This is a genomic window from Exiguobacterium sp. s127 (assembly GCF_018618695.1).
Classification (GTDB): domain Bacteria; phylum Bacillota; class Bacilli; order Exiguobacteriales; family Exiguobacteriaceae; genus Exiguobacterium_A; species Exiguobacterium_A oxidotolerans.
The window spans coordinates 1-22,730 of the sequence record NZ_JACSMO010000015.1 but is presented as its reverse complement, the minus strand read 5'-3'; the positions used below and the strand labels follow the sequence as shown (position 1 = coordinate 22,730).

24 protein-coding genes and 1 tRNA gene are annotated in these 22,730 nt (G+C 46.4%); 9 read left to right on the top strand and 16 right to left on the bottom strand.

From position 1 onward, the window contains the following. Positions 1-184: 184 nt before the first annotated feature. Both KNP98_RS14750 and KNP98_RS14745 read left to right on the top strand, forming a co-directional pair. Positions 185-898, top strand: a complete 714-nt coding sequence (locus KNP98_RS14750) for a YebC/PmpR family DNA-binding transcriptional regulator (protein ID WP_029330405.1) — start codon at positions 185-187, stop codon at positions 896-898. Between the two features lie 240 nt (positions 899-1,138). Beyond that, positions 1,139-1,432 (top strand): hypothetical protein, encoded by a 294-nt coding sequence (locus tag KNP98_RS14745; RefSeq protein ID WP_088837237.1) that lies wholly within the window; start codon positions 1,139-1,141, stop codon positions 1,430-1,432. 54 nt (positions 1,433-1,486) lie between these two features. Here KNP98_RS14745 and KNP98_RS14740 read toward each other — a convergent pair whose 3' ends face one another. Next, entirely contained in the window at positions 1,487-1,759 is a 273-nt protein-coding gene (locus KNP98_RS14740) for a hypothetical protein (RefSeq protein WP_088837238.1), read from the bottom strand. 340 nt (positions 1,760-2,099) lie between these two features. Here KNP98_RS14740 and KNP98_RS14735 point away from each other — a divergent pair, with 340 nt between their 5' ends. From KNP98_RS14735 to mnhG, 7 genes are read left to right on the top strand one after another with little or no spacing between them, the layout of a single operon-like run. After that, positions 2,100-4,505, top strand: a complete 2,406-nt coding sequence (locus KNP98_RS14735) for a Na+/H+ antiporter subunit A (RefSeq protein WP_088837239.1) — start codon at positions 2,100-2,102, stop codon at positions 4,503-4,505. Continuing rightward, on the top strand, positions 4,502-4,942 hold the full coding sequence (locus tag KNP98_RS14730; RefSeq protein WP_214812153.1) for a Na(+)/H(+) antiporter subunit B: 441 nt from the start codon (positions 4,502-4,504) through the stop codon (positions 4,940-4,942). Before KNP98_RS14735 ends, KNP98_RS14730 begins: the two co-directional genes overlap by 4 nt. 3 nt (positions 4,943-4,945) lie before the next feature. Continuing rightward, positions 4,946-5,287 carry a Na(+)/H(+) antiporter subunit C gene (locus KNP98_RS14725; protein WP_088837240.1) on the top strand — a complete coding sequence of 114 codons (342 nt, stop codon included), beginning with the start codon at positions 4,946-4,948 and terminating at the stop codon, positions 5,285-5,287. After that, on the top strand, positions 5,280-6,764 hold the full coding sequence (locus tag KNP98_RS14720; RefSeq protein WP_088837241.1) for a Na+/H+ antiporter subunit D: 1,485 nt from the start codon (positions 5,280-5,282) through the stop codon (positions 6,762-6,764). Before KNP98_RS14725 ends, KNP98_RS14720 begins: the two co-directional genes overlap by 8 nt. Positions 6,765-6,767: 3 nt before the next feature. Further along, on the top strand, positions 6,768-7,244 hold the full coding sequence (locus tag KNP98_RS14715) for a Na+/H+ antiporter subunit E (protein WP_088837242.1): 477 nt from the start codon (positions 6,768-6,770) through the stop codon (positions 7,242-7,244). A gap of 8 nt (positions 7,245-7,252) precedes the next feature. After that, on the top strand, positions 7,253-7,528 hold the full coding sequence (locus KNP98_RS14710) for a Na(+)/H(+) antiporter subunit F1 (protein ID WP_369834785.1): 276 nt from the start codon (positions 7,253-7,255) through the stop codon (positions 7,526-7,528). Then, positions 7,512-7,889: a monovalent cation/H(+) antiporter subunit G gene (gene mnhG / locus KNP98_RS14705; protein ID WP_088837244.1), complete on the top strand. Its 378-nt coding sequence runs from the start codon at positions 7,512-7,514 to the stop codon at positions 7,887-7,889. The genes KNP98_RS14710 and mnhG overlap by 17 nt, the downstream gene beginning before the upstream one ends. A gap of 85 nt (positions 7,890-7,974) precedes the next feature. Here the strand turns inward: mnhG and KNP98_RS14700 are convergent, their stop codons facing one another. From KNP98_RS14700 to KNP98_RS14630, 15 genes are all read right to left on the bottom strand, one after another. Further along, complete coding sequence (locus KNP98_RS14700) at positions 7,975-8,421, bottom strand: Rrf2 family transcriptional regulator (RefSeq protein WP_088837245.1); 447 nt, start codon at positions 8,419-8,421, stop codon at positions 7,975-7,977. Positions 8,422-8,678: 257 nt separating this feature from the next. Next, complete coding sequence (locus KNP98_RS14695) at positions 8,679-9,581, bottom strand: glycerophosphodiester phosphodiesterase (RefSeq protein WP_371816353.1); 903 nt, start codon at positions 9,579-9,581, stop codon at positions 8,679-8,681. Between the two features lie 190 nt (positions 9,582-9,771). Further along, positions 9,772-11,031: a 2-oxoglutarate dehydrogenase complex dihydrolipoyllysine-residue succinyltransferase gene (odhB, locus tag KNP98_RS14690; protein WP_088837247.1), complete on the bottom strand. Its 1,260-nt coding sequence runs from the start codon at positions 11,029-11,031 to the stop codon at positions 9,772-9,774. A gap of 50 nt (positions 11,032-11,081) precedes the next feature. After that, on the bottom strand, positions 11,082-13,943 hold the full coding sequence (locus tag KNP98_RS14685) for a 2-oxoglutarate dehydrogenase E1 component (RefSeq protein WP_214812151.1): 2,862 nt from the start codon (positions 13,941-13,943) through the stop codon (positions 11,082-11,084). A 348-nt stretch (positions 13,944-14,291) separates the two neighbouring features. Beyond that, positions 14,292-15,020, bottom strand: a complete 729-nt coding sequence (locus KNP98_RS14680) for an amino acid ABC transporter ATP-binding protein (RefSeq protein ID WP_029330448.1) — start codon at positions 15,018-15,020, stop codon at positions 14,292-14,294. Next, a complete protein-coding gene (locus KNP98_RS14675; protein WP_088837249.1) occupies positions 15,017-15,661 on the bottom strand; it encodes an amino acid ABC transporter permease in 645 nt (214 codons plus the stop codon). Before KNP98_RS14675 ends, KNP98_RS14680 begins: the two co-directional genes overlap by 4 nt. Before the next feature lie 39 nt (positions 15,662-15,700). Next, a complete protein-coding gene (locus tag KNP98_RS14670; RefSeq protein WP_088837250.1) occupies positions 15,701-16,468 on the bottom strand; it encodes a transporter substrate-binding domain-containing protein in 768 nt (255 codons plus the stop codon). A gap of 324 nt (positions 16,469-16,792) precedes the next feature. Beyond that, positions 16,793-16,876: transfer RNA gene (locus KNP98_RS14665), tRNA-Leu, on the bottom strand. A gap of 78 nt (positions 16,877-16,954) precedes the next feature. Further along, complete coding sequence (locus KNP98_RS14660) at positions 16,955-17,884, bottom strand: alpha/beta hydrolase (RefSeq protein WP_214765069.1); 930 nt, start codon at positions 17,882-17,884, stop codon at positions 16,955-16,957. 20 nt (positions 17,885-17,904) lie between these two features. Continuing rightward, positions 17,905-18,246, bottom strand: a complete 342-nt coding sequence (locus KNP98_RS14655) for a hypothetical protein (protein WP_088837252.1) — start codon at positions 18,244-18,246, stop codon at positions 17,905-17,907. A gap of 11 nt (positions 18,247-18,257) precedes the next feature. Further along, positions 18,258-19,274 (bottom strand): S66 family peptidase, encoded by a 1,017-nt coding sequence (locus KNP98_RS14650; RefSeq protein ID WP_214765071.1) that lies wholly within the window; start codon positions 19,272-19,274, stop codon positions 18,258-18,260. Positions 19,275-19,297: 23 nt separating this feature from the next. Beyond that, entirely contained in the window at positions 19,298-19,654 is a 357-nt protein-coding gene (locus tag KNP98_RS14645) for a thioredoxin family protein (RefSeq protein ID WP_088837254.1), read from the bottom strand. Between the two features lie 164 nt (positions 19,655-19,818). Then, the gene (locus tag KNP98_RS14640) at positions 19,819-20,184 is read right to left on the bottom strand and encodes a DUF779 domain-containing protein (protein WP_029330465.1); all 366 of its coding nucleotides are present in this window, start codon (positions 20,182-20,184) and stop codon (positions 19,819-19,821) included. A gap of 21 nt (positions 20,185-20,205) precedes the next feature. Next, positions 20,206-21,726 (bottom strand): aldehyde dehydrogenase, encoded by a 1,521-nt coding sequence (gene adh / locus KNP98_RS14635; RefSeq protein ID WP_214812149.1) that lies wholly within the window; start codon positions 21,724-21,726, stop codon positions 20,206-20,208. Between the two features lie 203 nt (positions 21,727-21,929). Beyond that, the gene (locus tag KNP98_RS14630; RefSeq protein WP_214812147.1) at positions 21,930-22,454 is read right to left on the bottom strand and encodes a TraR/DksA C4-type zinc finger protein; all 525 of its coding nucleotides are present in this window, start codon (positions 22,452-22,454) and stop codon (positions 21,930-21,932) included. Positions 22,455-22,730 lie beyond the last annotated feature (276 nt).

Genomic DNA, 22,730 nt, shown 5'->3' with positions numbered 1-22,730 from the left:
AGCTATAGATTTAATTCCTGTTCCCGACTTCGTACCTCTTATAAACGTTTTCCGCAAAAAGTTAGCTATTCCCTCACCATTTTGATTCAGTATTTCCCTGTTTTTGATGTATACTGATAACGCAGAGGAAGCCGTCTGGTTTCCAACTAAAATCGAAGTCATGTGAAAGAGAGAGTGGATTCTGATGGGTCGTAAATGGAATAACATTAAAGAAAAAAAGGCATCGAAAGACAAAAACACCAGCCGGATTTATGCGAAATTCGGTCGTGAAATTTATGTCGCTGCGAAACAAGGTGAACCGGATCCTGAATCAAACCAAGCACTTAAAGTTGTTCTCGAGCGTGCGAAGACGTATAACGTGCCACGGGCAATCGTCGATCGGGCGATTGAAAAAGCAAAAGGCGGCGCGGAAGAGAACTTCGATGTTCTCCGTTATGAAGGATTCGGACCAAGCGGCTCGATGGTCATCGTCGAGACATTAACGAACAACGTCAACCGGACGGCCTCAGACGTGCGGGCTGCCTTTGGGAAAAATGGAGGCAACATGGGTGTCAGTGGTTCCGTTGCCTATATGTTTGACGCGACTGCCATTTTTGCTTTTGAAGGAAAATCGGCGGATGATGTTCTTGAATTGATGATGGAAGCGGATATCGACGTCCGTGACATCCTAGAAGAAGAGGAAGCCGTTATCATCTACGCGGAACCCGATCAGTTCCACACGGTCCAGGAAACATTAAAAAATGCCGGTGTGACGGAATTTTCAGTTGCCGAGCTCGTTATGCTCGCTCAAAACGAAGTCGCTTTATCTGAAGAAGATGTTCAGCAATTCGAAAAAATGGTCGATGCACTCGAAGATTTAGAAGATGTGCAACAGGTCTATCATAACGTTGAACTTTAAACGATAAAAAAGCAGCCTTTTGGCTGCTTTTTCCTTTTTTAGCTGACGCTTGGTTTAACTATCCTTCCAATTACGCGCTACCTTATTTACAAAATACATTATGAAACGCGTTTCATGACAAGCAAAAAAAAGATTCTTTTTTTATGTTTAGTTCTTCAATTTAATGGGAAAATTATTAATCGGAACGGTTAATCTTTGGAATAGCCCGTTTGTTTTGTAAGAGAAGAAGGAGGAATAATCATGTCATATGCAGTCATTGAAACTTTTAAACACATCGTCAACGAGGCTACTCGCTTTAATCGGGTCGACTTTGGTGGTTACGATATTTATATGCAGACGAACGATGGTCGCCTAATTACTGCTCACATCCGTTTCGACGGTGGTGGTGAAGATCAAAACGAGGCGTATTTACTCCTCGAATCAAGCACCGGTCAACGCCGGATGACGACACTGACGTTACATCAGTTCGAACATCTTTCATCCTATACTGCCCATAGCGAACGAATTCAAGCCCTCGAAAGTACGAGTGCTTAAGTGGTTTTCTAATACATGTCAACAGCGCCTCCCATTACAGGACGCGCTGTTTTTTTACACTTCTTCGTTTTCTAGACGCTCACGTTCCGCATGTGTTTGCGGGAAACCATTCGCTTGCCACTCTGCTTTTTGGATAGAATCGAGTTGTGTTAAGCCAACTTCCGATTCATCTTGACCTTGATCGACACTCGGACGACGATCGAGCTCAGCTGAATCACTGATGCTTTGATTTTGTTTCGCGCATGAACGTTTATATTGCTTGATTCCGAAAACAGACACTGCGGCTAAGCTACCTACAAACAGACTGCGCTTTAATGTAGTATTCATGATTTTGTTCCCCCTGCTTTCCATAGTAGATGATCTTACTTGAATAATGTTCCCTCAATGATTGCAGATTAATCACTTTCTAACCAAGGCTAAAAATTTTTTTCAATCCTTTTCACCCGTGTTTCTACATATTTAATATTTCAATCTAAAAACACTGGTCTCCTTTGCTTCATGAGGGTTCTAGTCATGCAGAGACGGCAAATGTACGCTATACTTTTAACAGGTGCTCAATCATAAAATCGAATGAATATGGCTGAGAGGACAAGTCCCAAGCAGAACAAACGCTTGCGTACGAAGTCCTTCTTTCATTTACTCGGTTCATTTCAAAGGAGGGAATCTTGTGTCATTGCTTCATTTGGCCATCTTGTTGCCATTACTTGCTAGTATCTTCATCCCATTCTTGTACAAACAGTTTCGCTCCGTGCATACGGGATGGTTCGTCTTGCTCGTCCCTCTTTCGCTCGTTCTTTACTTTAGTCAATACATCAGTCAGACGATGGCTGGGGAGACTGTCACGCAATCGATGCAGTGGATCCCGTCACTCGGAATCAACTTCGTCGCTTACATCGATGGTCTCGGACTATTGTTCGCCCTGTTGATCACAGGAATCGGGACGCTCGTCGTTCTCTATTCCGTCTATTATCTTGATGCAAAAAAAGAGGCGCTGCATAATTTTTATGTCTACTTGCTTCTTTTCATGACGGCGATGCTCGGAATCGTCCTCTCCGACAACATGATCGTCATGTACATGTTTTGGGAGATGACTTCGATTTCTTCATTCCTGTTGATCGGGTATTGGTATGAACGGGAACGTTCCCGCTATGGTGCTCAAAAATCAATGTTGATCACCGTCTTTGGTGGACTTTCAATGCTCGGTGGAATCTCGATTCTTTCGTTACTATCCGGCTCCTTTAGTATCCGCGAGTCATTCAGTACACTCGGTACGTACAGTAATGATCCGATGTTTCTTGTTGCACTCGTCCTCTTTTTATTGGCAGCCTTTACGAAATCGGCTCAATTCCCGTTTCATATTTGGTTACCGGATGCGATGGAAGCGCCGACACCGGTCAGTGCTTACCTCCACTCGGCAACGATGGTCAAAGCCGGTCTTTATCTCGTCGCTCGGATGAGTCCGATCTTTGCCGAGACGCCACTTTGGTTCTATCTTGTCTCTGGCGTCGGAATGTTCACGCTATTCTGGGGATCTCTCAACGCTGTCAAACAAGTCGATTTAAAAGCAATATTAGCGTACTCGACGATTTCTCAACTCGGTCTCATCATGTCGCTCCTCGGTTTAGGAGCCGCCGCCTTGCAGGTCGAGGCATTGCCTGACAGTTTATATACGATCGCGACCGTCGCGGCCGTCTTCCACTTGATTAATCACGCAACCTTTAAAGGAAGCTTGTTCATGATGGCAGGAATCGTTGACCACGAAACCGGAACACGCGATTTACGTAAGCTCGGTGGTCTATCACAATTGATGCCGGTCACGTTTACAATTGCGATGATTGGAACATTGTCGATGGCAGGTGTCCCACCATTCAACGGTTTCCTAAGTAAAGAGATGTTCTTGACTGGAGTCAACGAAGTATCTGAATCCGGCTTATTCCACTTGGAAACGTTCGGCTTCTTATTCCCACTTTTCGCCGTCGTCGGAAGTATCTTTACGTTTGTTTATAGTTTACTGATCGTCTACCGGACGTTCCTTGGACCAAAACAGCACGATCAGTTACCAAAAAAACCACACGAAGCACCAATCGGGATGTTGATCTCACCTATCATTTTGGCTTCACTCGTCATCTTGATCGGTCTTTTCCCGAATATGTTGTCGGAAACGATCATCCGTCCGGCGGCCGAAGCGATCTTACCGCAGGTCCTAGCTGCTGGTGGTGAAATTGATGTCCACATTAAGCTTTGGCACGGATTGAATCTTGAACTTCTCTTCACCGTCATCATCATTACGGTCGGGTTCATCTTGTTCAAGACTTTCCCGAAATGGCAGTCACTCTATAACCGGATGCCGAAAAGTTTCTCGCTGAACCATCAATATGATGGCTTGTTACGCCGCGGTGAAAAAGTTTCGACGGCGATTCACGATGCGGTCATGACCGGATACATGCGGTCTTATCTCGTTTATATTTTCGGATTCATTGTCCTCCTTGTGTTATCGAGCCTGTTTTTCTTCGATGCCTTCGCCTTCGACGTCGATCCCTTAAGCTCGATTTCCGCTTACGAAATCATCTTAGTGCTCGTCCTCGTCAGCAGTGCGCTTTCGATCACGTTCGCTCGGTCGCGTTTGACATCAATCATTTTGCTCGGAGTCGCCGGTTATTCGGTCGCTTTGTTCTTCGTCTTGTTCCGTGCGCCCGATCTCGCTTTGACGCAACTCGTCATCGAGACAGTTTCTGTCGCACTGTTCCTGCTAGTGTTCTACCACATGCCGGAAATCAGTCGTAAAGAAGAACGAATTAAATTTAAACTTGGAAATGCTGCGATTTCAGTATTGGTCGGTCTCAGCGTGACACTCGTTGCCTTGTCATCACTCAGCCAACGCTCGTTTGCCTCAATTGCTAAGTACTATATTGATAACGTGTATGAATTGGCGGCTGGTGGTAATATGGTCAACGTCATCCTCGTTGATTTCCGTGGTTTTGATACACTGTTCGAAATCAGCGTGCTTGCCATTGCTGGTCTTGGCATCTACGCGATGATTCACTTCAGAAAGACAGGAGGCATCGACAAATGAAAAAAACAATGAAAAAGAATACGAATGACGTCATTCTAGAGTCGGCGACGACGTTCATCACCTTCATTATTTTCTTGTTTGCCGTCTACTTGTTCTTCGCTGGACATTATACGCCAGGTGGCGGATTCATCGGTGGACTAGTCACTGCGTCTGCTCTCGTGTTGATTTTGCTTGCCTTCGACATCAAGACGCTTCGGCAAATCCTGCCGTTCGACTACAAGATGGTGACAGCCGTCGGGATGTTGATCGCTGTTTTGACGGCGTCCGGTGCCTTACTGTTTAATGTACCGTTCTTCACCCACGCCCATGGGTACTTTGATTTACCATTGTTCGGAAAAACGTCTTTGCATACGGCCATGTTATTTGACCTAGGTGTCTACTTCGTCGTCGTCGGCGTCACGATGACGATCATTCAAACGATTGGGGAGAGTGATTAACAGATGGAGATTATCATGGCGATAGCTGCAGGCATCTTGACGATGTGTGCCGTCTATCTCATTCTTTCAAAAAGTATTTTACGCATCATCATCGGAACCGGCTTGCTCAGTCACGCTGCCCACTTAATCGTCATGACGATGGGTGGACTGAAGACTGGTGCTGCGCCCGTCCTTGAAGACGGAGTGACGAAATATACCGACCCACTCCCGCAAGCGCTTGTCTTGACCGCAATCGTCATTAGTTTCGGGGTAACAGCATTTTTCCTCGTTCTTGCCTACCGAGCGTATCAAGAGCTTGGGACCGATAATATCGAGGAAATGAAAGGAACCGATACGAATGATTAATTTACCGCTATTACCGATTTTAATTCCACTGCTGACTGGTGTCTTGTTGATGTTTTTCACGAAACGTCTGTGGATGCAACGTATCGTGTCCTTCTTGTCGACGCTGTTGACGATTGGTGTCTCGCTTTACCTCGTCTCTCAAGTCAAGGCAAACGGGATTTTGACGGTCACACTCGGCAGTTGGCCGGCACCGTTCGGCATCACACTCGTTTCAGATATGTTATCCGCATTACTCGTTTTGACGACGAGCGTGCTCGTTTTCTTCGTCATTTGGTATTCGATGACGTATCTGTCGGAGCAACATCAACGTTTTTATTACTACATCGCCGTTCAGTTTTTGCTCGTCGGTGTCAATGGCGCCTTTACGACCGGTGATATTTTTAACATGTTCGTCTTCTTTGAAGTCTTCTTGATTTCATCGTATGTCTTGATTGTGCTCGGTGGTAAACCGGCGCAGTTACGCGAGTCGTTGAAGTATCTGTTGGTCAATGTCATTTCATCTGCTTTGTTCGTCATGACGGTCGCTTTTTTATACGGCATCATCGGCACGCTCAATATGGCAGATATCTCGCAAAAGATTTCTGAAATCAACCAGCCCGGAATCTTGAGTGTCATCGCGATTTTATTTTTAGTCGTCTTCGGCTTAAAAGGAGCGATTTTCCCGCTTTATTTTTGGTTACCTGGCTCGTATCAAGTGCCACCGACACCCGTCCTCGCCTTGTTCGGTGCTCTCTTGACGAAAGTCGGTGTCTATGGCATCTTGCGGACGTATAGTTTGTTCTTTTCGAACGAAATCGGGATCATCCACTCGCTTCTTGGGGGATTGGCACTGGCGACAATCATCATCGGTGTCATCGGCGCCCTCGCGACAAAAGATGCGAAACAAATCTTAATCTACAACATCATCGTTGCCGTCGGCGTCATTCTTTACGGCGTTTCCGTCATGACTCGTCAGTCGCTCGAAGGAGCCGTCTTCTACCTGTTACATGATATGTTAATCAAAGCAGCTCTCTTCTTGCTCGTCGGTATCATGGTCGGAATTGCGGGCTCGAGCCGTCTTAAAAGCATGGGTGGAATGATTAAGGCTTATCCGTTGCTTGGCTGGACGTATTTCATCGCTGCCTTGTCCTTGGCTGGTATCCCGCCGTTCAGCGGGTTCATCGGTAAACTACTGATCGTCCGTGGCGGGATTGAAGCCGGTGACCTCGTCGGACCGTTCATCGTCCTTGCGTCAAGTTTGCTTGTCCTCTATTCCGTCATGCAAATCTTCATTCGCGGATTTTGGGGTACACCGAAGACGTATACGGGTTCACGACGTCATCTCGTCAAACAATTGCTCGCTCCATCAATTCTTTTAGTAATGATTACCGTCGCGTATGGGGTCGGGGCAGAAGCCGTTCGTCCATTCATCACCCAAGCCGTTGATCCGCTCGTCGATCCATCACTTTATATTCAAGCTGTACTGAAGGAGGGCTAATCGATGCCATTTCAATTAATGCTCAATGCTTTTTTAGCCATCTTATGGATGTTTCTATCGAACTCCTTCACGACTTCGTCATTCATCGTCGGTTATCTACTCGGGTTGATTGCGATGTTCGCGATGCGTCGTGGTTTCAGTAGCCGGTTTTATCTCGGTCCGGTCATCGCTCTAGTTCGCCTCTCGATTCGGTTTCTTTACGAATTGGTCGTTGCGAATATCGAAGTTCTGGCCGTCATCTTAAAACCGCGACTCGATATTCAGCCCGGTATCTTTGCGTACGAGACGACGTTAAAGAAAAACTGGGAGATTACGTTACTTTCTATGTTGATTACGTTGACACCCGGAACACTCGTCGTCGATATCTCAGATGATAATAAAACACTGTATATCCACGCGCTTCATATGCCAGAAGCGGATGAAGCTGTCGCTGCCATCCGGAATAGTTTTGAAAAAGCGATTCTGGAGGTGAGTCGATAATGTTTGAAATGCTGATCTATATCGCACTCGGAGGCGTTTTCATTTCCATGCTCGGTTTGTTTTACCGCGTCATCAAAGGACCCTCGATTGCTGATCGCGTCATCGCACTTGATTCAATCGGCATCAGTTTAATCTCCATCGTCGGTTTAGTATCCGTTCTCTTACGGACAAGTGACTATTTAGAAGTCATCTTGTTAATCGGTATTTTAGCTTTCATCGGGACTGTCGCCTTCTCGAAATTCATTGAGAAAGGAGAGATCATCGAACGTGATCGCAATAAATGAAATCTTCGTAGTCGCCTTTGCTTTAATTGGAGCCTTTTTCAGCATCGTCGCGGCTCTCGGGCTGATTCGTCTACCCGATATCTATACACGCGCACACGCAGCCTCTAAGAGCGCCACACTCGGCGTCATGAGTATTTTGATCAGCGTCATCATTTTCTTCGTGACAGAAGAAGGACTCTTTTCATCACGAACATTTTTAGGTATCCTGTTCGTTCTGACGACAGCACCAATCGGAAGTCATTTAATCGCCCGTGCTGCCTACTACAGTGATGTTCCCTTATGGAAAGGATCCGTTCAAGACGACCTCTCGAAAAACAAAGAACATGTCATGCCGAAAAAACGCATCAACCGAGATAACTAATTCTTGTTAATTCAACGCAAAAAGGACATCATCCTCCGATTTTTTACGGGAGATGATGTCCTTTTTCGTGAACGTCGTCACGTGTTTACGATTGAACGGATGTCGTTTCTGATGCAAATAAAAAGGTTAACTCCTCTTTATTTTCAACGAGTTCTGCTAGTGAGTGTTGTTCGAGTTCTTTAAGAAACGCACGTAAAGCGCGTCCAAGAATCCCTTTTAAATGACAATTCGGCTCAATGATGCATCGGCCTTCTTTAGAAAAACATTCAACGATTTCCATCGGTTCCATCTCACGTACGACTTGTCCGATATTGATATTTGCCGGATCCTTTATCAATCGTAATCCACCTGTCCGTCCACGCGTCGATTCAACGTACCCGAGTTTCGTCAACTGTTGCGTGACTTTCATCAAATGATTCGCTGAAATTCCATAATGGCTCGCGATCATCGGCATCGGCGTAACTTTATCTCGATGAACACCGAGATAAATCAGGACCCGTAATCCATAATCCGTATATTGTGTGATGCGCATCCAACCCGTCCTTTCGCTCAAGCGTCTTAAAAAGTTTTAATTCATCCGAATTCTCTATGCCTAGCGTACCATTTTTTAGATAGAATCTGAAAATCAAATGTCCGATTTAAATTTTTTTCATCCTCACGCGTTTCGGCGAATTAACAGTTTTTCATACAAGCATACGTAAGCACATCGCTCTTGGATCGTTTTTTTATGAACAATAAAAAAATCAGCTATCTCCTTCCATAACGGGAGACAACTGATTTTTCTGGTATTCATTTATTTCTTTTATTCAGGGCGTGCAACACTTCATTAAATCGATCGGCATAGTTTGTGAAGACTCCGGTTACACCGAAGTCAAGCATCCGCTCCATGTCGACTTTTTCGTTGACTGTATAGGGGTGGAGCAATAACCCACGCTCGCGGATCATCGCTGTATTTTCCCGCGTCAATCCTTTAAAGGACGGTCCGAGTCCGACTGCGTACGTCTGTAGCTCGTCGAGTGCCTCAGGCGTCATCGCTTTGACCGTCGCCGCGTCCATCAATTGAACGAGCGGAAGACGTGCATCCAGCTGCTTGACTTTCAACAAACTTTCTTGACTGAATGATTGAATCATAACTTGCCCCGGTTTGACGTGATCACTTGATAGACCATGACGTTGTAACGTTTTCAATAATTTTTCTTCCATTCCCGGGTAGACTTCAGGAGATTTTGTTTCAATATAATAGTTCGCATGTTTGCCATACGTATCAAAAATCTCATCGAGAGTCGGAACTTGAAGTCCCTTATATTCGTCCTTCGCATATTCAGGGTTCGCTGTATTGAACCAGCTTCCTGCATCAAGTCGCTTGATTTCTGCTAACGTCTTATCTTTGACGGCACCTGTTCCGTTTGTCGTCCGGTCGACCGTCTCATCGTGCATCGCAATCAGCTTACCATCCTTCGTCATCTGTAAATCGATTTCGATGTAGTCGGCTTTCAACTTTTTATGACTCAGTTGGTACGCCGTCATCGTATGTTCAGGTGCGTATCCAGAAGCACCGCGGTGGGCGATGTTGACGACTCGATTCTGATCGAGTAACCCGTGTTTCTGTTGATGTGCCGAAGCATCGATGCTCCCGAAATTTGTTGCAACGATTGCTCCTGTAAGTACGGTAACGCCAATCTGTTTCATCATGTTGGATTTCCCCCTTAAAAGTAACTTACAGACTGAATCTTACGCTATGACTGTGAAGGAAACATGTAGTTCGGATGAAGAAGCTTTTAGAAACGATGACAAATACGCAACTACTGATGTCATCCTTTTCCCAAGCAAACAAAAAGGCGTCCTCCCTATTTAAAGGAGAACGCCGCACATGTAACGTTGATTACGCTTCAAAAATCAATGATTCTGGATCTTCAAGTAAATCTTTGATGTGTTTCAAGAACGTCACGGCTTCTTTTCCGTCCACGATCCGGTGATCGTATGAAAGTGCGACATACATCATCGGGCGGTTGGCCATCCGTTCTGCATCGATTGCGACAGGGCGCAAGTTAATCGCATGCATTCCGAGAATCGCAACTTGAGGACCATTCAAAATTGGTGTCGACATCAATGAACCGAATGTCCCACCATTCGTGATCGTAAACGTCCCACCCGTTAAGTCAGACAGCCCTAATTTGTTATCGCGTGCCTTAACAGCCAGACTGATGATATCTTTTTCAATCTCACCAAAATTCTTTTTATCCGCGTCACGAACGACCGGCACGACGAGTCCGTCTGGAGCAGACACGGCAATGCCGATATCATAGAATTTCTTAAGGACGATTTCGTCGCCTTGGATTTCAGCATTCAAGTACGGCATTTTTTTCAGTGCTGCGACGGCTGCTTTCGTAAAGAAGGACATGAAACCAAGTTTGACATCGTTGTCTTTAACGAATTTTTCTTGGCGTCGTTTCCGTAATGCCATCACGGCCGACATATCGATTTCGTTGAATGTCGTCAACATCGCTGCCGTCTGTTGCACTTCGACGAGACGGTTGGCAATCGTCTTACGACGACGTGACATTTTAATCCGTTCTTCCGGTTTACCTGGAGCTGCTTGTGCTGGTGCTTTCGGTGCCGGCGTTGCTTGTTTTTCCTTCACAGATGCTTGCTCACGTGGTGAAACTTCGAACGTCGCGACATCTTGAACACGAATCCGACCGAGTGGGTCTTGCGTCGCCACTTGTGCGAGATCAATTCCTTTTTCCCGTGCCAATTTCCGAGCCGCCGGAGAAGCGATCGGACGATCAGCCGCTGACGTTTTTTCAGTTGCTGCGACTGCGACCGGTTGTTCTTTTTCAGGTTGCTTGGCTTCTTCTTGTTTCGGTTCTGCTTTTGGCGCTTCTGCTTGTTTAGGTGCTTCCGCTTCTCCACCAACCGTGATGACGGCGATTGTTTCCCCGACACGCACTGTATCCCCTTCTGCTGCCATCACTTCTGATAATGTTCCCGCTTCGTCTGACGGTACTTCGATGTTTACTTTGTCCGTTTCCAGCTCAACGATTGCTTCCCCTTTTTCTACGTGATCGCCCGGTTGTTTCAACCATGAAGCGACCGTCCCCTCTGTAATTGATTCGGCAAGTTCTGGTACTTTGATTTCCATCGTTTTTGTCCCCCTATGACTATGGTTCAATCTCTGCTAAATCGCTTTCGTTACGCGTTCGTATTCGATGTTTGTTGTTCGTTCTCCGTCCGTGCTGCTGTCCGAGTCAACGCATCATGAATGATACGCGCTTGTTCGACTTTGTGACCGGTCGGATCTCCTTCAGCTGTACTCGACCGGCGTCTGCGACCGATGTAACGCACTTGGGTGATCCCGTTTGGTGCGACGGACTCAAGACGTGGTTCGATATAAGACCACGCGCCCATGTTTTTCGGTTCTTCTTGGACCCATACGACTTCTGTCACATTCGGATAACGCGCGACTAACTCTTTCAACTGTTTCGCCGGGAACGGATAGATTTCCTCGACGCGGACGATATGCAGCCAGTCATATGACTCGTCCGACTTCGCGAGTGCATCCGCTAAATCAATCGCAACTTTACCCGTTGCGAACACAAGACGTTCGACGCGTTCCGGTGATTGACCTAACCCCTCTTGTTCGACGATTCGCTTGAACGAACCCGACGTCAATTCCGACAAGTCAGATGTCGCAAGCGGATGACGAAGTAAACTTTTCGGCGTCATCACGACGAGCGGACGGACTTCGTCTTTGCCGAGAATGGCGGCTTGGCGACGCAACAAGTGGAAGTACTGCGCTGCGCTCGTGACGTTTGCGACGGTCCAGTTCTTTTCACCGGACAATGTCAGGAAACGTTCCAAGCGACCACTTGAGTGTTCTGGACCTTGCCCTTCGTACCCGTGTGGCAAGAGCATGACAAGACCTGATGTTTGACCCCACTTCGCGCGACTTGCGGCGATGAATTGATCAAAGATAACTTGCCCTGAGTTTGCAAAGTCACCGTATTGTGCTTCCCACAAGACAAGTGTCTCTGGCGCAAAGACGTTATATCCATATTCAAACCCGAGTACGCCAGCTTCCGATAACGGACTGTTATAGACGGCGAATGATGCTTGCGCTGATTCTAACTCATGCATCGGTGAGAACGATTTCCCTGTTTTCACGTCATTCAAGTTAATGTTACGTTGTGCAAACGTTCCCCGCTCCGAATCTTGACCGCTGAGACGGATTGGTGTGCCATCTGACAGGATTGAAGCAAAGGCAAGCGTTTCTGCATGTCCCCAGTCAATTCCCTTGTGCGTCGTTAAAGCATCCGTTCGCCGTTTTAAAACTTTTTCAAGCTTATGGAAGACCGTGAACCCACTCGGCCATGCGAGTAGCTGGTCATTGTAATGAATCAATTTGTCCTTCTCGACCCCCGTCTCAATCGACGGAACCCCTTTGAATACGACATCCGGCATGATGCCCCCGTATTCTTTTTCGACGTTTGGTACTTTTTCGCGCGCCGCTTTCATCACATCACTAATCTCAGCTTCGATCGTTTTGACTTCCTCTTGCGATACTTCCCCGCGTTCGACAAGATCTTTTGCATAAAGGACACGCGCTGTGTCATGTTTATGGATCAACTCATACAGGACCGGGTTCGTATTCATCGGCTCATCCATCTCATTGTGACCAAACCGGCGATATCCGATCAAATCAATCAAGACATCCTTGTTGAACTTCGCACGGTATTCGCTTGCTAAGAGCGCGACTGCTAAACAGCTTTCCGGCTGATCCGCATTGACGTGGAAGATCGGAATCTCATAACCTTTCGCTAAGTCACTCGAATAACGTGTCGACCGTGAATCGGTTGGCTCTGTCGTGAAGCCAATCGTATTGTTGGCGATGATATGAATCGTACCGCCCGTGTTGTACCCCTTCAAGTTCGTCATGTTCAAGGTCTCTGCGACAATTCCTTGACCAGGGAAGGCAGCATCACCATGAATTAAAATCGCGGCTGCTTTATTTTGACTTTGCGTCGGCATCCCCTTGCCGGAGCGATCGTCTTGCGCCGCCCGCGTGAACCCTTCGACGACAGGATCGACGAACTCGAGGTGTGACGGGTTGTTCGCAAGTGTCACGCGGACGTTCGTCGATTGTTGTTCCATTTTGCGATTGAGCCCGAGGTGATACTTAACATCGCCTGTCCAACCATACGTAATTCCGATTGACCCTTCTGACGGGACAAGGTCATGATTTGGCGCGTGCTGGAACTCTGCGAAAATCATTTCGTACGGTTTCCCGAGCACGTGAGCGAGCACGTTCAAGCGTCCACGGTGAGCCATCCCGATATTGATCGTTTCTGAACCGTTCGCAATCAAGTGACCGATAATCGTATCAAGCAATGGAACCATCGCGTCGAGTCCTTCGATTGAAAAACGTTTTTGTCCGACATATGTTTTATGAAGAAACTTCTCGAACAACTCCGTTTCAGCTAGTCGTTTGAAAAGTTGTTTCTTTTGGTCATTCGTCAGTTTCGCCGTCAATGCACCTTGTTCGACTTTTTGACGTAACCATTTCTTTTCGTCTAAATCATCAACGTGTTGGAGTTCGACTGCCGCCGCTCCCGTGTATTGCGCTTTTAAGTGCTCAATCGCTTCGAATGCGTCCGAAAGACCTGCAGGTGGATCTGGACAAACGAGTGAGACCGGCATCGTCCGTAAATCTGCCTCCGTTAATCCGAACTGCTCTAATTCAAGCAATTCGTTCTCACGCGGATGATCTTTCAACGGATAAATATCTGCCGCAAGGTGACCCTTCGCCCGAATACGTTCTGCGAGACGATGCGCGGCTAAATATTTTTCGAAATCCCCTGTTTCTACGTGCACTGGTGTGACAGTTTCTGTGACCGGAGCACCGTGTGTTTCAAAATAAGCACGCGTCTCTTCGTCAATCGAAGAAGCATCTTCTAAAAATCGTTCGTACATCTCGATGATGTACCCAAGGTTCGGTCCATAAAATGCTTGTTTCTCCTGTTCCCGGCTTGCCATGTACGGTTCCCCCCGTTTCATTCATTTCACCCTTTGAGCTGCTCAACACAGCCCGTTCCCAACTCTCTACCTGTTAGCGCTTTCAAATATAGTGGCATAAAAAATCGACAGTGGCACTTCCTCTATGAATTAAGATGGATGACCACGACTGAAGGCGTTTATACCAAAGTGTTTGCCTTAGTTATTATCTTACTACTTCTTAAGCCCCAGTGCGTTTCGAATTCCCAATTTCTCTGTGCTAAATGTATAAGTTTTTCTTATGATGTCAGCATCAGTGATTTATGATACAAACATTTCTTTCACGGTAGTGTCATTTCTGCACACGAAAAGAAACGCCCATGCCTATCTTTCAGGCACCGGCGTCCTCGTTTACAACACTTTACTTAAAAACGATTGGGTCCGTTCATGTTGCGGAGAATCAAACAGTTCACTCGGAACATTTTCTTCGACGATATAGCCGCCGTCCATAAAGAGTACACGATCTCCGACCTCACGGGCGAAGCCCATTTCATGTGTCACGACAATCATTGTCATCCCTTCGATCGCCAATTGTTTCATGACTTCAAGGACATCCCCGACCATCTCCGGATCAAGTGCCGATGTCGGTTCGTCGAACAACATGATTTTCGGATTCATCGCGAGTGCACGGGCAATCGCGACCCGTTGTTTTTGTCCGCCTGAAAGTTCTCCAGGATAGTTGTCCGCTTTTTCGCGGAGCCCTACCTTATCAAGTAATGCAAGCGCACGTTCCTTTGCTTGTCCCTTTTCCGTTTTACGGACTTTAATCGGTGCGAGCATAACATTATCTAAAACCGTCTTATGCGGAAAGAGATTAAAGTGCTGAAAGACCATCCCAACTTCTTCTCGGACTTTATTGATGTCGACTTTCGGGTCCGTAATATTGTGCTTATCGATGATGACTGTCCCACCTGTAATGTCTTCCAGACGATTCAGACAACGAAGAAACGTACTTTTCCCAGAACCAGATGGACCAATGACGCAAACTACTTCTTTCTCTTCTACTTCAACGGAGATATCCTTTAGGACTTCATTTTTTCCGAATGACTTTTTTAAGTTATCTACTTGAATGATACTCATCGTAGCGTAAACCTCCGTTCCAAGAATTTCGCTAACATCGACAGCAGATAGATGATGACGAAATACATTAAGCCGACGACGGACCAGACGATGAACGGTTCAAACGTCGTCGCTTGCTGGACTTGTCCTTGTTGCGTCAAATCGGCGATGCCGATAATCGAGAGCAACGAAGTATCCTTTAAACTAATGATCGATTGGTTCGTAATGGTCGGCAACATTCTCCGAAAAGCTTGCGGTAAAATGATTTGGACCATCGTTTGACGGCCCGTCATCCCGAGCGATCGTGCGGCTTCGGTTTGACCTTTGTCAATCGACTGGATGCCGGCCCGGATGATTTCTGCAAAATAGGCCCCTGCATTGATCGCGACCGTCAAAATCCCCGCGTACATCCGGTCCATCGATAACCATTCGAGTGAGTTCAAACCAAAATAAATGAAGAACAGTTGAACGATGAACGGTGTCCCACGGATCACATCGATATAAACGATTGCGATCCCATTTAAAAGTTTTAATGGAGACAAGCGCATCAAGGCAACGATGAGACCAATCAAGAATCCTGCGATGACGGCGATGATAAAGATATATAAGGTAACTTGTAACCCATCTAAGAAAAACGGAAATGCAGCTTTTGCTACTTCCATCAGCAGCTCAACTCCCTCATCATTCACTCAATCGGGTGATTATTTTAAATAACGATCAACGATTTCGTCGTACTCGCCACTGTCTTTTAAATTCGCTAAACCTGTATTGATTTTTTTCATCAAGTCTTCGTTTTCCCCTTTAAGGACGGCAATCCCGTAATTATCACCATTTAAACGATCTCCCACGAGTTTCAGACCAAGGTTTTGTTGTTTGTTGGCATACGAGATGACTGGATAGTCTTCAATCAAGGCTGCTGCATTCCCATTTTTGACTTCCTGGAACATCGCTGGACTATCATTGAATTGTGTAACTTTAATGCCTAGCTTATCCGCGTTATCCGTTGCATACTTTGCCCCCGTCGTCCCTTTTTTAACTGCCACGCGTTCCCCTTTTAAATCATCAACCGACTTGATGTCATCATTGTTGTCTTTGACGACAAGAATCAGTCCGGCTTCAAAGTACGGGTCAGAGAAGGTAACGACTTTTTCACGTTCCGGTGTGATACTCATCCCGGCAATCGCGATGTCGAGTTGATCCGCCTGCAGAGCAGGAATGATTCCGCTAAAGTCCATCGCTTCAAATTCAATCTTGAAGTTTTGGTCGTCTGCAATCGCTTGAATCAAATCGATATCGATTCCTTTGTACGTATCCCCGTCCTTGTACTCGAATGGTGGATAGGTGACGTCGATCCCGACTTTGTACGTTTTGTCCTCTGACGATGAATCATCATTTGAACCGATGCTACACGCACTTAATACGAACAGACATCCCATCAATAAAAATAAGATAGAAAAACGTTTATTCATACTTTTTACCCCCTTCTTTTGAAGGCACGGCCCTCTATTAGGATATTTTCCTTAATAATGGTCCCTTTGAAACATGTTTTGGTAAAAAAACTGAATTATCTGAAAGAAAACTAAAAAAGTCGCGATTTTCGATCTAATCGCTTTCTAGTGGAAAGCAAACAGGAGCGACCCTGCAGCTTCGCTGTAGCGGCGCGATGTTTGCCACAGGAAGACGCTTAGGAAGGAAAGAGAGAACAAAAAAAGATAGAAAATCACATGCAAGTGACCTTCCATCTAGTTTGTCTACAGTCTGTGACCTACTAACAGGTCTTCAACTTATGGAAATGCCGCCGAGAGGACTTGAACCTCCACAGTGTTGCCACCACTAGATTCTGAGTCTAGCGCGTCTACCGATTCCGCCACGACGACATGGCTTATATGATTGTAGAATACGAAATGGACTGATTTTTGTCAATCCATTCCTTCCACTTCATACACTTTCATTTGTCATGCTGACATTACGCGCCGAACGAACGCCTCGACGACTTCATCGTATCGATCGGGTGCCTCAAAATAAGCCATTGCATGTGCCGCATTCGGAATGACGACGAGTTCCTTCTTCGTTTGGCAAGCATCATACAGTTCATAGACCATCGATGTCGGAACGAACGTATCTGCATCCCCATGAATGAATAAGATCGGTACCGCCGCCTTTTTGACTTGTTTTAATGCGGAAGCTTCACTGAAGAAGTAACCAGCCTTTAATTTCGTCAATAAACTCGTCATCGCAAGGAACGGAAAGTGCGGCAAACGATACATCCGTTTCATCTGATAGGCGAGGACTGCGTTGACTGATGTATAAGCACAGTCGGAGATAATGCCTTTGACTTGAGCAGGTAATGTTTCTCCACTCGTCATCAAAACCGTCGCGCCCCCCATCGATACACCATGTAAAAAGATGGAAGAAGCCGTTCCAACACGTCCGACTAAATAGTCGATCCAGCGCAGACAGTCTTGCCGGTCATGCCAACCGAAACCGATGTAATTTCCGTCACTTTTTCCGTGACCACGATTGTCCGGCATCAACACATGAAAACCCGCTTGATGATACAGATAGGCGAATCCTGCTAAGTCTGTTCCGACACCACCGTAACCATGTACGAGAATGACGACTCGATCGGACGCAACGAGTGGCGGTAAGTAATGTGCGCGAAGCGTCAATCCATCATCTGCTTGCGTCGCGACGAGTTCTAACGGTTGTTCCTTAATCCATGTCTGACCCGGTTGCATCAATCGGACCATCTCGTCACTTAAATCACGGTTGTTCGTCAAGAAGGGTTTCGGATTCGTTGCGATCGCCATTTCGTAAAAGTAATAGCTTGCTGCAAGCATCCCTGAACCAATCACGCCTAAACCAATTTTTGTACCTGTTCGCATCCGGTCCTCACTCCTTGTTGTTATAGTTCGATTTCTAGTTGAGCTGACGACTCTGGATGATCATCTTGTAATATGTGCTGGCGCAACCGTTGTTCATGCTGCGCCTTACGGTAAGCGAATTCGCGAATGAGCTCTTGCCCCGCAAATCCTTCTTCAACGATTTGCGATAATAATTCGGTCTCCATCTCGACCATCTCGTCTGGATTGCGCATGACGAGGACTTGTCCGACTTGCGCAATCATTACTTCATCCGTCAGTCCGAGTGCATCATAAAAAGGTTCTGGTAACGTCATCCGGCGTGTTTCCGGATTGATGTAGATTCGCTTATATGCACCAAGCGATTGAAAATGTCGTGTCGCCATATGAAATCTCCTTAGTTGAATGTCATATCAAGCCGTGAATCTTTTCCTTGAAGCGTCACTGTTGCCGTCGCACCATTGACGAGTGTCAATTGGGGCGGCTGATGACCGATGTCGAAATCATAAAAAATCGGCAGTCCTGTCTCTGTTGCAATCATTTGGTAGACATCCAGTAATGCATAGTCTTCGATTGCCTGCCCTGCGCTTGTTCGACCAAACAAAATACCAGTTGCGTTATCAAACCAGCCGGCAAGATGCATCTGCATCAAGGAACGGTGAAGATCAGTCGCGCTGGCTTCACAGGCTTCGAAGTACCAAAGAATCGGTTCACCCTCGAGTTGTTGTTCTTGAAATGCACGGACATCGCCATAAGGCGTACCGATTAAATGACGGACGGTTTCGAGGCATCCTCCGAGAAGTCGACCCGTTACCTGAGTGATGGATGGATTCAGGGTTTTCCATTCCGTCGGTTGATCGAAATGGAACATAAAGCGCTCAGGGCGGACGTCGTGATTCCAGGCTGTTTGAAACCTTGTCGACATCCATTGGGTCACGGAACCATCACGCGGTGTTGCAAGCACGCGACGCCAAGCAGCTGTCGTCTCGTCCCATTCTTCACTTCTCAACTCAAGCACGTTCGGACCATGTGCTGTCGCAATCCCCGTTTTTACGGTAATTGCGAACAAGACCGTACTCGTATCTGAATATCCGAGTAACCATTTCACCGGCAGTTCATAAAAGTCTAGATACGGTAATACATCCAAGGCGCGTTCGCCACCAAACGGCGGCAGGATCGCATCGATATCTGGGTTTTGGAACATCTGCATCAATTCAGATGCCCGAACCGCTGCTGTTGTACTCTGTGCTTTCTTTTGTGTCCAAACCGTATCACCAATCATCGTCTCCATCTGCCGGTCCTCTAAACGTAACTTGGATTCTTCGAGTAAAGGATGGAGCGCATCAGGTAAGCCGGAAGATAATGCTGTTATACCAATTGTTTGCCCTGTCCAGCCGAAAAATGGATACCTCATCTTCTTCCTCCTTCAGTTAACGATTAATTTTCTAAATCGATGATTTCTGATTTTACAAATTCACCAATCTGCTCCACACGTCGACGGAATCGTTCGATTGGGACGATTCGTGCCTCGCGGTGCATCTCTTTTCCGTCTAAAAACAAAAGTAAGACAGGGGCGGTGAAAATGGATAACGCTCCTGCAATTTCGGGAACGTCCGATACATCGACACGCGCCGATCGAATTTCCGGGTGTTCCAACATGATGGGTTCGATTTGTGGGAACAAGGATTCACAGACGGAACAATTCGGGCTTGAGACGTATAAAAAACTAGCACCCTGAACCGAATACCAGGACTGCACGGCATCAATGGACGTCAATCGTGTAAACTCAACCATCAACAAGACCTCCTTTTAAAAAATGTTGCTTTTATTATACCGCTCTTCGCATAGAGAAACCAAATTTCGTGCTAGCGTTCCCCTCACACAGCAAATGAAAAAACACCTAAAACTGCCTCGGTGACATCTCTCACTCGAAGCAGTTTCAGATGTTTTAAAGGGGGTCATCTAGTGTCAGTCTGAAGTGTAGCGTACTCTTCATCCGTAAAGGCACGGGATCGGGTCAGAAAACGTTTCCCTTCGACCCCTTCAAGCGAAAACATGCCACCGCGCCCATCGACAACATCGATGAGGAGTTGCGTGTGTTTCCAATACGTATACTGATCTTCATGAATATAAAATGGACAGCCGCCAATTGTCCCAATCAATAAATCGTGATCTGCGAGAAATAAATCCCCTTCCGCAAAGCACATCGGTGAACTGCCATCACAACACCCCCCGGATTGATGAAAGATGAGGGGTCCATGCTTTGCTCGTAACTTGTCAATCAACTCGAGCGTCGCCGCTGTAGCAAGGACACGTTCAACCATACGGACACTTCCTTTCTTCGCTTAGAAGAAACCGAGTTTGTTCGGGCTATAGCTGACGAGAAGGTTTTTCGTCCGCTGGTAATGATTGAGCATCATTTTATGATTTTCTCGACCAATCCCGGACATCTTGTAACCGCCGAATGCCGCATGGGCAGGGTACTGATGGTAACAGTTCGTCCAGACACGTCCTGCTTCAATCGCCCGTCCGAAGCGATAGGCACGGTTCATGTCGCGCGTCCATACACCGGCACCGAGACCATATAACGTATCGTTCGCAATCTCAAGCGCTTCGTCATCCGTTTTGAACGTCGTGACGGACAGAACCGGTCCAAAAATTTCTTCTTGGAAAATCCGCATCTTGTTGTGCCCTTTAAAGATCGTCGGCTGGATGTAGAAACCGTCCGCAAGATCGCCGTCCATCTGATTTCGTTCTCCACCAATCAGGCATTCTGCGCCTTCTGATTTACCGATTTCTAGATAAGATAGAATTTTTTCCATTTGTTCATTCGATGCTTGTGCACCCATCATGACGTCGGCGTCAAGTGGATTTCCGAGTTTGATTGCTTTGACGCGTTCAAGTACCCGCTCCATGAACGGTTCATAAATCGACTCCTGAATCAACGCCCGCGATGGACAGGTACAGACTTCCCCTTGATTCAAGGCAAACATTAGTAACCCTTCGATTGCTTTATCGAAAAAGGCGTCATCGGCGTCCATAATATCTTCAAAGAAGATGTTCGGAGATTTTCCACCTAATTCAAGTGTGACGGGAATAATGTTTTGTGACGCATACTGCATGATTAAGCGACCTGTCGTCGTTTCACCCGTGAAGGCGATTTTCGCAATCCGTTTGCTCGACGCAAGTGGTTTCCCTGCCTCTAAACCAAACCCGTTGACGATATTCAAGACGCCTGCCGGGAGCAAGTCTTCAATCATTTCAGTCAAGAGTAAAATACTTGCCGGTGTCTGTTCTGCCGGTTTTAAGACGACACAGTTTCCGGCAGCTAATGCCGGTGCTAGTTTCCAGACGGCCATCAGAATCGGGAAGTTCCACGGAATGATTTGACCGACGACGCCGAGCGGCTCATGAAAATGATAGGCGACGGTATCGTTATCAAGTTCCCCGACAGATCCTTCTTGCGCCCGGATGACACCGGCGAAATAACGGAAATGATCAATCGCCAGTGGTAAATCTGCGTTTAACGTCTCGCGGACGGCTTTCCCGTTTTCTAGCGTCTCGGCGTAGGCTAAAAGTTCTAAATTTTCTTCCATCCGATTGGCGATTTTATTTAAGATGTTCGACCGTTCCGCGACCGATGTTTTTCCCCACGCCTCTTTGGCTGCGTGTGCGGCATCGAGTGCTAATTCGATATCTTCTTTTGTCGAACGCGCGACTTGGCATAATACCTTCCCGGTGACCGGTGTGATGTCATCAAAATATTCTCCATTGACGGGTGCCGTCCATTTCCCGTTGATGAAATTTTCATAACGATCTCTGTACTGTACTTTTGACCCTTGTGTGTTTGGAATCTCGTAAATCATGACTGTTTTCCTCCCTCAAATAAAATGGTCAACCCGAGAAGTTTTTGTATGCGCTTTCATTTTGGTCCCCCGTAAAAAAACCCCTCATGTACATACTAACAAATAAGTATGAAAAGTCAAAATTTTCCGTTAACTTTTTTGATTGAAAAATGCAAGACAGGAAACGATTATCGCCCCCTGTCTTGCATCTTTTAATCAACCTCTTATGAACGCGTCGTGTCGATGCCATCTTCATTATCTGACGGCGAGTCTGAGTTTCCGAAGTCACTGACTTTACTAAAGCCATCCGTATCTCCATCAATATCTTTTCCCGTCGCTGTAACAGATGGATCGAGTACATCCTCTTCGACCGGTCGTTGTTGCTCATTCAAGCTATTTTTTTCAGCTTCTTCTTTCGCATCATCAATGCATAAGAGTGTTTCAGGAATGATATCGAGACGCTCTAGCTCGATTTCTTTTCCACATACCTTACAGATTCCGTACGTGCCTTCTTCGATTGCTTTTAGGGCAAGATCGACGTCAGATAACATGTCTGTTTCTAAATCCGTGATCGCTTGATCCCGTTCCCGTAAAAATAATTCGTCACCTGAATCTCCAGGATGATTATCATAACTTGAAAGTGCGCCTTCGTCGTAATCTGTTTCACGGTTCTCGATGTTCGATTCCGTTTTATCTTTTTCCTTAAATAGACGTTCTTTGAATTCCTCGATTTGTTTCGCTGACAACATGTTCATCATCTCCAATTCTCTATTCTGCTCTAATTATGTTTTAGCCGAATCAGAGGTATCTTAAACGTTTAGTTGCCGTTTATCAAAATCAGGCGAGAATACTCCCACCTCTAAGCGTCTCAGGGCGAAGCCCAGCGCAGGTAGGAGATGAATCGCCTTCGAGCAAGACGTGTCTTGAGACACGTCACAGCGTGTAGACAAACTAGATGGAAGGTCACTTGAATGTGATCTCCCATCTTTTTTTGCTCTCTCTTTCCTCCCTAATCGTCTTCCTGT